This is a genomic window from Planctomycetota bacterium (assembly GCA_016125255.1).
GTDB lineage: Bacteria > Planctomycetota > Phycisphaerae > Phycisphaerales > Zrk34 > RI-421.
Map to the genome: position 1 here is coordinate 111,365 of WGMD01000006.1, position 11,828 is coordinate 123,192.

Annotated in this window: 10 protein-coding genes; 3 read left to right on the forward strand and 7 right to left on the reverse strand. The window is 63.0% G+C overall.

Going from position 1 to position 11,828, the window contains the following annotated elements:
• Positions 1–128: 128 nt before the first annotated feature.
• The 3 genes from GC162_07175 to GC162_07185 all read right to left on the reverse strand — a co-directional run bounded on the left by GC162_07175 (position 129) and on the right by GC162_07185 (position 2,808).
• Positions 129–974: an SDR family NAD(P)-dependent oxidoreductase gene (locus tag GC162_07175; GenBank protein MBI1368422.1), complete on the reverse strand. Its 846-nt coding sequence runs from the start codon at positions 972–974 to the stop codon at positions 129–131.
• Complete coding sequence (locus GC162_07180) at positions 974–1,816, reverse strand: YggS family pyridoxal phosphate-dependent enzyme (protein MBI1368423.1); 843 nt, start codon at positions 1,814–1,816, stop codon at positions 974–976. The genes GC162_07175 and GC162_07180 overlap by 1 nt, the downstream gene beginning before the upstream one ends.
• A 104-nt stretch (positions 1,817–1,920) precedes the next feature.
• The gene (locus GC162_07185; GenBank protein MBI1368424.1) at positions 1,921–2,808 is read right to left on the reverse strand and encodes a hypothetical protein; all 888 of its coding nucleotides are present in this window, start codon (positions 2,806–2,808) and stop codon (positions 1,921–1,923) included.
• Between GC162_07185 and GC162_07190 the strand changes: the two genes are divergently transcribed.
• Positions 2,663–3,736, forward strand: a complete 1,074-nt coding sequence (locus GC162_07190) for a P-loop NTPase (GenBank protein ID MBI1368425.1) — start codon at positions 2,663–2,665, stop codon at positions 3,734–3,736. The genes GC162_07185 and GC162_07190 overlap by 146 nt on opposite strands.
• 10 nt (positions 3,737–3,746) lie before the next feature.
• Here the strand turns inward: GC162_07190 and GC162_07195 are convergent, their stop codons facing one another.
• Positions 3,747–6,395 carry a hypothetical protein gene (locus tag GC162_07195; protein ID MBI1368426.1) on the reverse strand — a complete coding sequence of 883 codons (2,649 nt, stop codon included), beginning with the start codon at positions 6,393–6,395 and terminating at the stop codon, positions 3,747–3,749.
• Between the two features lie 64 nt (positions 6,396–6,459).
• On the opposite strand from GC162_07195, the gene GC162_07200 reads away from it, so the two are divergent.
• On the forward strand, positions 6,460–7,245 hold the full coding sequence (locus GC162_07200) for a TSUP family transporter (GenBank protein MBI1368427.1): 786 nt from the start codon (positions 6,460–6,462) through the stop codon (positions 7,243–7,245).
• Positions 7,246–7,332: 87 nt separating this feature from the next.
• Here the strand turns inward: GC162_07200 and GC162_07205 are convergent, their stop codons facing one another.
• The 3 genes from GC162_07205 to thrS form a co-directional block, all read right to left on the reverse strand.
• Positions 7,333–7,644: a methylated-DNA--[protein]-cysteine S-methyltransferase gene (locus tag GC162_07205; protein ID MBI1368428.1), complete on the reverse strand. Its 312-nt coding sequence runs from the start codon at positions 7,642–7,644 to the stop codon at positions 7,333–7,335.
• Positions 7,641–8,510: an esterase family protein gene (locus GC162_07210; protein ID MBI1368429.1), complete on the reverse strand. Its 870-nt coding sequence runs from the start codon at positions 8,508–8,510 to the stop codon at positions 7,641–7,643. Before GC162_07210 ends, GC162_07205 begins: the two co-directional genes overlap by 4 nt.
• A 249-nt stretch (positions 8,511–8,759) precedes the next feature.
• On the reverse strand, positions 8,760–10,739 hold the full coding sequence (gene thrS / locus GC162_07215) for a threonine--tRNA ligase (GenBank protein ID MBI1368430.1): 1,980 nt from the start codon (positions 10,737–10,739) through the stop codon (positions 8,760–8,762).
• A gap of 96 nt (positions 10,740–10,835) precedes the next feature.
• On the opposite strand from thrS, the gene GC162_07220 reads away from it, so the two are divergent.
• Positions 10,836–11,783, forward strand: coding sequence for a hypothetical protein (locus GC162_07220; protein ID MBI1368431.1), 948 nt, complete (start codon positions 10,836–10,838; stop codon positions 11,781–11,783).
• The last annotated feature ends 45 nt before the right edge of the window (positions 11,784–11,828 follow it).

The window sequence follows — 11,828 nt, forward strand, 5'->3', positions numbered from 1 at the left end:
GAAGGCAAAAGCGGCGAAAGGCATTGCAAATCCCTGCTTCTGTCTTACTTCGCGTCTTCGCGCCTTCATGGCTGACCGTCTTTTCAGTTTTGTGCCCTGGCGCTACGTCGTTCCCAAAACACGTGTCCTCATTCCGCGGCGAGCGGGTCGCGCGGGGTTTCGGGCGACGGCGGGATCGGGCGGCTGTTGGCGGTGACGATCTGGTGGGCGAGTTTGGTGGAGCAGAGCTTGATGACGTCCAGCGCGCGGTAGTGACCGGGGACGACGACTTCGAGTTTCGGCCGATCGATCGTGCGGAGGATCGCGCGGGCGACGCGGTCGGGGGTGATGGCGTGGCGCAACGCCTGCGGGGCGAGGGCGGCGTAGCTGGGCTTGTCGAAAAAGGCGGTGTCGACAATACCCGGCAAGACCACCGAAAACCGCAGCGGCGTCCGGGCATGCTCGCCGGCAAGACTCTGCGTCAGCGCGACGACCGCCGCCTTCGCGGCGGCGTACCCGGCGTGTCCCCACGGCCCCATGCGCGCCGCGATCGAGGCGAGATTGATGATGTGCCCGCCGCCGTGATCGAGCATCGCCTGCCGCACGCTGTGAATGCACCAGAGCGTGCCGAAGTAGTTGACGCGCATGAGCCGATCGTGATCATCAAGGGTCATATCGGCGAAGGCCTGATACTGGCCGTACCCCGCGGCGTTGACAAGCACGCGCGGCGGGCCGTGTCGGTCGATGATCTGAGCGAAGCGCGTCTGCACCATCTGCCGCTGCGACACATCGAGCGGATAGGCGAAGCTGGGGGCATGCGCGACAAGCTCGCGCGCCACGGGCGCGAGCCGATCGTCCCGCCGGGCCAGAAGCACGGTCGTGTATCCGCGCCGGGCGAGGGCCTGTGCGGTCGCGCGGCCGATACCGCTGGAGGCGCCGGTGATGACGGCCAGCGGGGCGGTCGCGTTGTGTTGTGCGTTCGTGACTGGGTACATCAACCACCGGTGCTCGAAAGGTCGCTCGCCGCCGCCACGGGGTCCCCGAACAGCGCCCGCCCGACGCGGACGATGTTGGCGCCGCACTCGATGGCGACCTCGAAATCATCGGTCATGCCCATCGAAAGAATGTTGAAATCCCTGCCGTACACGCCTTCGGTCCGCATGTCGTTGAACAGTTCAGCCGTACGCTCAAAGACCGGGCGGCTGTGCTCGGGATTGTCGGATTGAGGGGCGATGGCCATGATGCCGCGCAGTTTAAGATGAATCATCGTCTGAATCTGCTCGGCCAGGTGCCCCACCGCCGCCGGCGCGAGCCCGAACTTCTGGGCCTCCCCGGCCGTGTTGACCTGAAGCAGAACTTCGACCTCGTGATCGAGTTTGCCGGCGTGTGACTGAATTTCCTCGGCGAGGCGGAGACTGTCGACGGAATGCACAAGTTTGATCAAGGGCAGAGCCGCCTTGACCTTGTTGCGCTGCAGATGCCCGATCATGTGCCATCGGACCTGCGCGGGCATGTCGCTGCGGCCGCTGGAAAGCATGCGATGGCGGGCGAGGAACTCCTCGGTGGTGGCGACGCGCTGCTGAAGCTGCTGGACCTTGCTTTCGCCCAGGTCGCAGTGGCCCAGTTCGATGAGCTGGCGGATTTGCGTGGGGCTGGCCATTTTCGTGACCGCCACGGCCACGATATCCTCCGCGCGGCGACCGCTGCGCTCGGCGGCGGCTCCGACGCGGTCCATGAGCTGCCGGTAGCGCTCCTTGAGTTGATTGCGGGAAACCATAGGCGCCGATCCCCTGCCGTTGATCGCTTCTACCGTTGAGGATAGACGACTTGGGCGCATCGCTCAAGTCATCGCATTCCCGCACGGCCGTTCCCGCCCATCCATGAAAAAAGGCCACCCCGTCGCGGGATGGCCTTGATCGCCATATCAGAACGGGCGTCGGATCACTTGTCCTTGCCTTCGGCCGGACCATGCTTGGGCCGATCGCCTTCGCCGCCGCGGGGGCCGCCGTCACGCGGACCGCCTTCGCGCGGACCGTCGGGACGCATCGCCGCCGCCTTTTCCTTGAGCTTGGCGGCCTGCTCAGGGGTCAGCACGGCCGAAATCTTCTCGATCAGGTCACGCGGATTGGGGCCCTTTTCCATGATCTCGCGAATCTGCTTGCCGACGGCCATCGCCGCTTCGCGATCCTTGGCCTCGCGCGCCGCCTTCATCTTTTCAAAGAGCGGCTCCAGCTCCGCCTTGTGCTCCTCATGGAACTTTTTCATCTCTTCGCCGAAGGCCGCGACGATCTCATGGACCTTGCCCTTCTGATCGTCGGTGAGGTTCAAGTCCTTGAGCAGACCCATGATCCGCTCGCCGGGGCGGTGTTCGCCGTCGCCGGGGCCGTCGGGCCGGTGCGGGCGGTCGCCTTCGGCATGCCGGGGCCGATCGCCCTCGGCGGGCTTCTTGTCTTCGGCGCGGAGCGCCATGGTGAACGTCAGAACGCAGATCATCATCGCCGTGAGCAGCTTCATGAGCGGATCTCCGAAAGGGTTGTTTCCGAAAGGTGTTTCCACAAGGCCAACGTTAATCACACGCGGGTATTGCCGATCTTTACGCATCGTCCCGCCGCCTTGTCGTGTCGGATGCATGTCTCTATGATCCCGTACCAATTTAGTCCGGTTTATCAGACGAAGGAAGCCCATGGCCCTTACCAAGCAGGACATTGTCGAATCGCTCAAGCGGGTGCACGAACCCCGGAGCCAGCAGGATATTGTGACGCTCAACATGGTGGCGAACGTGGCGTATTGCGATGGCAACGTCGCTCTGCGGATCGCCGCTGCGGACATGCTCCGCGACCGGATCCGTAACGACATCATGGCCGCCGTCCGCACGCTCGGCCCGGAGATCAAGCGGATCGACATCGACTTCGTCAATCCGCCCGCCCCCCCGTCCGCCCAGCACAACGCCCGCAAGGACAACCCTCTGCCCAAGGTGCGTCACGTCGTCGCCGTCGGAGCGGGCAAGGGCGGCGTCGGCAAGAGCACCGTGTCCGTCAACCTCGCCGTCGGCCTCGCCCGGCGGGGGCTGCGCGTCGGGCTGCTCGATGGCGACATCTACGGCCCGTCGGCGCCGACGCTGCTGGACCTGCATGCAGCCCAGCTCACCGGGTCGCAGCAGACGCTCTACCCCTTCGAGGTGCACGGCATCAAGGCGATGACCATCGGCAAGATGGTCGAGCCGGAGAAGCCGCTCATCTGGCGCGGCCCGATGGCGCACGGGGCCTTCCGCCAACTCGCCCTTCAAACCGATTGGGGCGATCTGGATTTTCTGATCATCGATCTGCCGCCGGGCACGGGCGATGTGCCGCTTACGATGGCGCAGATGGTGCCGCTCACCGGCGCGGTGATCATCTGCACGCCGCAGAAAGTCGCGCAGGATGACGCCGTCCGCGCCGCGGCGATGTTCAAGCAGCTTGAGGTCGATGTGCTGGGCGTCGTCGAGAACATGAGCTACTTCATCGGCGACGACGGCAAGGAGTACGACATTTTCGGCAAAGGCGGCGCGACGCAGATGGCCCAGCGCCTCGGGCTCCCCGTCCTGGGCCAGGTCCCCATCAGCATGCCCCTCCGCGCCAACTCCGACGCCGGCAATCCGACCGCGAACTTTGACGATGACAAACTCGCCGCCGAACTCAACGCCCTCGTCGACCGCTTCCTCGAACAGATCGAAGCCCACGACGCCGAAACCGAAGCGCCGACGTTGAGCATTCACTGATCGACAAATGTCAATCCGGCGGGCAATAATGAAGCTGCTTTTCGGGACATTTTTTCATCAAATCTTCGACGATTTTGAATCCCTCGGGCGACTCGGCAGCCACCCATTTGATACCATCCGTCGAATACAGCCGACCTTGGAATGCTTCTTCATAAAACTCTGCATCCGCGTCCTGCTTTGCCAGCCGCGCGTCGAGTTTCGCCTTCACTTGCGGTTCATATTTCTCGTAATAACCAATGAACCGATTGTTGTCACCGCAGTCGTTGCATGTAAAAAAGTGCGCCCGCACCGCGTCATTACCCGCCGCGCTCTTGATGGGTGGAATCTTCGTCGCTGAATCGACGAAGTATTCTTTGGTCTTCACGTCGTAGAAGTATGCCTTACCCGGGTCCACCGCCTTCGCTTTTCCCTGCGGTCCGCCAATGGCGCCGCCGCCCGCGCCCGGCACAACATCCGGCACCTTCTCCCCCGCCTTTTTGAGCTGATCCTTCGCCGTATCGAGGTCAACGAATTCGACGTGGCCGTCGCCATAGCCGACGTTGACGCCTTCGTCCGTTTCGTCGGTGATCTTTTCGTAGACGAGAATCTCGTCCGCCTTCGGCTCCGCGCCCGCCTTGACCGGGCGATAGACGTAGTCGCTGTGCTCATTGACCCACTTGGCCTTGGCCTCCGCTGAGTCAAACTGATCGGGAACCTCGCCGCGATGCTCGTGCTTCACAAACGCCTTCGGCTCGAGCAGGCCGTCTTTGACTAGCCTGCCCATATCCGGCGGATACTTTCCATCGTGCATCGTGGACCATTGAATCAACGCGATTTCGATCTGCTTGATGTTGTTGGCGCTAACCGTCCGATTCGCCACCACGCGCGCCCGGCCAAGCGACGGCATGATGATGCCCGCCGCGAAGCTCGTCGAGGCGACGGACATCAATCCTGATGGCGAAAGCATATCCGCGCCGGGGAAGGGCACGAGGCCGTCCTCGTGGTAACCCGTCGCGTCGGTCCATGAAGTCCGCATCGACGGCGTGAGATGCGCCATCAGCTTCGCCGTATCGGGCATCAATCGCATCGGATCGAACCCGCCGTTGGCCGGGAGGAACTGCTGCATCATCTGAAGGTACGCCGCGATCTGGCTCAGCGTCATCGGCGCGACCTTCGGCAGATCGGAAAACGCCACACTGTTGAACTCCGTGCGGTCGAGCCGTTTCGTCAGGGCGATGAAGTCGGCGTTGTCCGTGATCGGACTCATCTCCACGCTGTCAAAACCGATGCGCGAGCTGACCGCGGCGGGCGAGAGCGAGAAATAGAACCGCTGCTTGTGAATCGCCCACGCCGGGCTGAACATCGGGAAGTTCAGATACGTGACCATCGCGTCGCCCGCCGGGCTGCGCTGAAGCTTCACATTGACCGGCCCGTTCTCGTTCGCCAGCGCCTTGTTGAGCTTGTCCTCCATGATCTTCAGCGACCCGTCAAGCTTGTTGGCGTCGCGCAGGAAGTTGACCAGCATGAGGTTCATGCCCATCGGCCCCGCCGCCGAGAAATCCCCGTACATCAGCCACTGCGACCCGAGCGTCGCCAGCACGTCCTTCTCCAGATCGACGCCCAGAAACTCCTTCGTCTGCGCCACCGACTGATTGAAATTCGCTTCGTCCTCCGGCGATAGCTCATGCACCATCTGCCGGATCATCGGCATGATGCCCGCCACGTCGAACTTCCCCGCGATCATCCACGTCGCCGTCCGCGGCGCCACCTTGAGCACTTCCTTATCGAGCGCCGGCCCGTCGAGCAGCGTGAGAAAACCCTTGCGCGGGGCCGGGGCTTCGATCCACTGCCGATCCCGCCAATCCTGTCCCTCGAACAACCCCGATGAGGCGATGCGCCCGACGGCGTCGAGTCCCGACATCGCGAAAAACTTCCTGGCCTTCTCGAAATCCTCATTGTTCGTCCGCTTGGCCTTGGTGCGCTCCTGCTCCGTCAGGTCCATCACCAGCTTCAACCCCGTCGTCACATCCAGATACGACACCGTCATCGCCTTGTCGCCGCCGACGACGCTCATCGCTTCCTTGAACCGATCGTTGTCCGTCAGCGCCGGCGACGCGGGCGTGCTTCCGTCGCCGAGTCCGAGCCGGGCCAGGTGCGCCGCGTCGAGCCGTTTGTTCACAAGAGCGACCACCTCGCCGCGCTGAATCAGCGTGAGGTTCTTTTCGAGCATCTTCGGATCGGTTTCGAGCAATCCCTTGACATGCTCGTGCAGCGCCGCCGCCTCGGCCCCGGCGTGACAGATCATGGCGAAGCGAAGCTGATCGTCCTTGGCCGTCTCGCCCCGATCGACGCCGCCGATGTAAATCGCCCAACCCTTGTGCATCATCATCGGCGCCAAGGCGAACAGATGCTTCGCCGTCGCCAGCCCCGCCTCGTCCTTGTCCGCCTCAAGCTGCGGCACGATCATCGCCTCTAGGTTCCCCAACAGATCCCACGAATCGATCATCCCCTTCAAATGCGACTGCGCGTAGGCGTCGCCCGCCGTCTCCGTCCCGCTCCAGCCGGCGTACACGATCGCGTCGCCGGGAATCTCATTGTCCAGCGGGGCGGCGAACGTGACCGAACAGGCAACCATCAGCACGATCATGACGCGCGCGGCAATCTGGATGAATCTTGTCATGCGAACCTCCCGGTGAAAGTGTGGACCTCTGATCGGGCTCCATCGTATCACCGCCGCGTCTACAATGCACACCCGCTTTCGCCGGAGCCCCGCCATCGAACCCGTGCAGGTCATCCTCATCGCCCTGATCATCGCCAGCGGGGCCGCCCTCCAGTCCGCCGTCGGTTTCGGGTTCGGCCTCTTCGCCACCCCGCTGCTGCTTTTCATCGGCCTGCCCGCTCCGCAGGCCGTGCCGACCACCGCGATCGTCGCCCTTGTCCAGACCGGCGTCGCCGCATGGAAACTGCGGCACGAAGTCCAATGGCGCCTTGCTGTTGCGCTGGCGCTCGTCGCCATGACGATGCAGCCGGTCGGTGCGTGGCTGTTGAGCGTGCTGGTCAGCTACGGCCCGTCGGTCGTGCAGCAGGTCATCAGCGCGATCGTACTCGGGGCCGTGCTCGTGCAGGCGTGGGTCCGCCCGCATCCGAGTCCGAAGCTGCACATCGCCTGGGGCATCGCGGCGATGATTGCAGCAGGGCTCATGCACGGACTCTGCGGCATGAGCGGGCCGCCGGTCGTGCTCTGGGTCATGGCTCACGACTGGTCGAGCCGCAAAAGCCGCGCGATGATGTTCGCCATCTTCTTCATGCTCATTCCCCCGAACCTGCTCAACTACTATCTGCGTTTCGGCATGCCCGCCGTCCACGCCGCACTGATCGGCGGCCTGTTCTTCCCCGTCGTGCTGCTCGGCATGATCCCCGGTATGTGGATCGGTCACCACCTGCCCAAACCCCGCCTCAAACAAATCGCCTTCGCCATCCTCATCCTCATCGCCGCCGCCGGCATGCTCGCGCCGTTGATGCAACGCTGATGGCTCTCCCCTCGTGCTCGTTCCTCGTTCTCGTGATCGTCACCGCGTTCGATAACGAGAACAAGGAACGAGCACGATGAGGACTGATCAAAACTCATACACGCACGTCAAATCCACGCGCTCCCCGCGCATCGGCACGCCTTCGTCCCTGAGCATGCGCTTCTTCTTGGCAAGCCCACCGGCGTAACCCGTGAGCTTCCCATCCGAACCAACCACCCGATGGCACGGCACGGCCGGCGCACACGGATTGCGATTGAGCGCCATGCCCACCGCCCGATACGCCCTGGTCCCCATCGCCGCCGCGATGCGCCCGTACGTCGTGACGCGCCCCTTCGGGATGCGCTTCGTCAATGCCCAAACCTGCTCATCAAAACTATGGGTTTTACTTCCGGGGGTCATGGCGTGTGCTCCTTCCAGTCGCGCCAAATCCAGCGAAGCGTCTCCGGCAGGATCGCCCCGCCGTGTTTGCCATTGTGGCCGCCTTCGCCGAACTCGAACTGGTAATCGTAGTGCTTGAACTTCAGCGCCGCCGCCATCTGCTGATTCGATAGCGGCCAGTTCCCGTGCTCGTTATCCAGATCATTCTTCCCATCCTGCAAAAACACACGCAGCGGCTTGTTCTCCGTCTTGCGGATCACCGACGGATACAGATAGCCCCCGCGGATGTTCGTGAAGCTGCCGACGTGCGACACGACCTTCCGGAAAACATCCGGCCGCTCCCATGCGACTTTGAACGCGCAAATCCCCCCGCTGCTGATTCCGCAGATCGCCCGGCAATCGGGATTGTCGGTGAGCTTGTACTGCTTCGCCACCGCCGGCAGAATCTCGTCGATCAGAAACTTCGCGTACTGCCCATCGGGCGTGTCATATTCAAAACTCCGATTGCTCGGCGTCGGCGACCAGCCCGGCTTGTCGTTCTGAAGTTTGTCCCCCGCATTGCCCGGATCAATGAAAATCCCGATCGTCACCGGCATCTCGCCCGCCGCGATCAGATTGTCAAACACCACCGGCACGCGAAACTGTCCGTTCTCGTCGACGTACGCATGCCCATCCTGAAACACCATCACCGCCGCCGGCTTCGACCCGTCATACTGCGCCGGCACATACACCCAGTACCGCCGGATCGTGTTCGGATACACGTCCGTGCTTTTCCACACATCCATCGCGACCTTCCCCACCGGCACACCGTCGTGTCGCATCGAATCGGGGCCGAGTTGGTAGGGTTCGTCAGCGTGCGCCGCCATCGTCGCCGTCAACATCAGCACTGCAAACAGAATCACACGTTGCATGACGGATCACTCCACATGTTGCCATCAATCACCACCCGATTGTAGCAACTCCCCGCACTTCCCTCACCCTTTGAGGGGGAGGGTTGGGTAGGGGTGAATCACATCAGTCCACAACCGCCGCCGCATCGATGCGTTTCACTGATGCATTCTCCGCAAAGCGCTACCTCGCACGATCTGATACGCCTCACCCTCACCGTCACGCCCTCAAGGACGGGGTGTCAGATCTCACACCTTCACCTTCGACGCCCCCCGGCTCGCGACTTCCGCTTTGGCCATCTCGACGAATTTGTCGAGCGGCAGCGCGCCAAGATCGCCGGCGGCGCGCTCGCGCACGCTGACCGTGCCGGCGTCCTGATCCTTGCCGCCGACGACGAGCATGTAGGGAATCTTCTGCTCCTGCGCGACTTTGATCTTGGCGTTGACGCGATCGTTGGAGCTGTCCATCGTCGCGCGCAGCCCCCCCGACTTGAGCGCGGCGAGCACCTTGTCGGCATAAGCCGAAAACTTGTCGCTGATCGGCAGCACGCGGACCTGCTCGGGCGAGAGCCACAAGGGGAACGCCCCGGCGTAATGCTCGATGAGGATCGCCATGAAGCGCTCCATCGACCCGAACGGCGCGCGATGGATCATCACCGGCCGCTTGCGGCTGTTGTCGGCGTCGACGTACTCGATCTTGAAGCGCTCCGGCAGCGTGTAGTCAAGCTGCACCGTCCCAAGCTGCCACGGGCGACCGATCACGTCGCGCACGATGAAGTCCACCTTCGGCCCGTAAAACGCCGCTTCGCCCTTCGCCTCCGTGAACGGAATGCCCATGTCGCTGAGCACCTGACGCAGCTCGTTCTCCGCCCGGTCCCACACCGCCGCGTCCCCCGCGAACTTGTCCGAGTCGGGATCGTGCAGCGAGAGCCGAATGCTCACATCCTCGAACCCGAACGTGTTGAACACGAACTGCACCAGCTCGACCGTCGCCCGGAACTCGCCGGCGACCTGGTCGTGCGTGCAGAAAATATGGGCGTCATCCTGCGTGAACCCCCGCACACGCGTCATGCCGGTCAGCTCACCGCTCTGCTCGAAGCGATACACCGTCCCGAACTCCGCAAGACGAATCGGCAGATCGCGATAACTGTGCGGCTCCGAGCCGAAAATCTTGATGTGATGCGGACAGTTCATCGGCTTGAGCAGATACTCCTCATCCGAATCGCGCATCTTGATCGGCGGGAACTGCGAATCGGAGTAGTACGGGTAGTGTCCGCTCGTCTTGTACAGATCGATCTTCCCGATGTGCGGCGTGTACACCACGTCGTACCCGCGCTTCATGAGTTCCGCCTGCAAAAATTCCTGAAGCAGCGAGCGGATCATCCCGCCCTTGGGCTTCCAAAGAATCAATCCCTGCCCGACCTGCTCGTCGATGGCGAACAACCCCAGCTTCGCGCCGATGACACGGTGGTCGCGCGCCTTGGCTTCCTCAAGCTGATTGAGATGCTGATCGAGGTCGGCCTGCGTGAAGAACGCGGTGCCGTACACACGTTGAAAACGATCGGAGTCCACATCGCCGTGCCAGTGCGAGGATGCGACGGAGGTGATTTTGAACGCGCCGATGAGCCCGGTGGCGGGCACATGCGGGCCCATGCACAGGTCTTCCCAGTTCTTGTCGACTTCGCCCGTGACATACCAACTGAGCACACCCGCCCCGCCGGCGATCGCGCGCTCGGCATTGTCGATCTTGTACTTGTTGCCTTCCTTATTGAGCCGGTCGATGCCCGCCTCCGGCGGCAGTTCGTAGCGCGTGAACGGTCGGTTTTCCTCGACGATCTTTTTCATTTCCGCTTCGATCTTCGGGAAATCGTCGGAGCTGATGGGGGTGTCGAGTTTGATGTCGTAGTAGAAGCCGGTGTCGAGGGGCGGGCCGTAGGCGAGCTGGGCTTCGGGCCAGAGTCGTTGGATCGCCTCGGCCATGACGTGCGCGGTCGAGTGGCGGAGCAGGTAAAGCGCCTCGGCGTCGCCGGGGCCTTTGCGGGGTTTGGTCACGATGGCGACGGTCGCGTCGTGCGTGATGGGCCGGTTCAGATCGACAAGCTGGCCATCGACCTTCGCGCCGATCGCCGCCTTGGCGAGCCCGGCGCCGATGGACTCGGCGACGTTCAAGGCGGTGACTTGCGAGGCGTCGAACTCTTTAATGCTGCCGTCGGGCAGGGTGATCCGCATGGTGAAAGCTCCGATTCGCAATCGTAACAGGCCCCACAATGTATCGGATCAACCGATCGACTTCCATCGACGGCGGATATCTGCTATCTAGGGCGCATGGCAGAAGAATGGCGCGCCAAACCTGTTCGCATCGCCGGGATCGACGTCGGGTCCAACGGCATTCGCCTGATCATCGGCGAAGTCGACGTCAACGGCGCCGTGCGCGCGATCCAGTCGACGCGCGAAGCGGTGCGGCTCGGGGCCGACGCCTTCGATGACGGGATCATCAAGCCCGACACGATCGCCGCCACCGTCGCCGCCTTCACGAAATTCAAACAAACCATGGAGCAGGCGCAGGTCCAGCGCATGCGGGCCGTCGCCACCAGCGCCGCCCGCGAATCCAAAAACGCCAGGGAACTCATCGCCGCCATCGACCAGGCCACCGGCCTGAAGCTCGAACTCATCGACCCGCTCGAAGAGGCCCAGCTTGTGTTTCACGGCGTGGCCAGCGCGGTCGACGTCAACAACAAGACGGCGGTGATGATCGACATGGGCGGCGGGAGCGTCGAGGTCACCGTGACGCGCGATCGGCTGGCGCTGGGTTGCGAGAGTCTGCGCATCGGGCCGGTGCGGCTGATGAAGATGCTCGCCGCCAAGGGGCTCACCGAGGCCGACGCCGAGCCGCTCATCGCGCGGTACAAGGGCTCGATCGCCGAGTTGGTCCGCACGGAGCTTTCGGACAGCCCGGCGGACCTGTGCGTGGGCACGGGCGGGAACATCGTCCGCATGGGTCAGCTTCGCACGCAGCTATTCGGCAAGACCAAGTCGTACAAGTTCAAGCCCGCCGAGCTGGACCTGCTCATCACGCGCATCAGCGCGATGAGCGTCGCCGACCGCGTGTCTCAGCTCGGGATGCGGCCGGACCGGGCGGACGTCATCGTGCTTTCGATGATGGTGATGCGCATGATCATGGCGGAGATTCCGATTCCGCGCGTCATCGTGCCGGGCGTCGGGCTCAAGGAAGGACTGCTATGGCATGTGGCGCATCGGTATTATCCGGTGTGAGTTTCTAGTTTCTGGTTTCCAGTTTCTTGTTTCTAGTTGCCGACG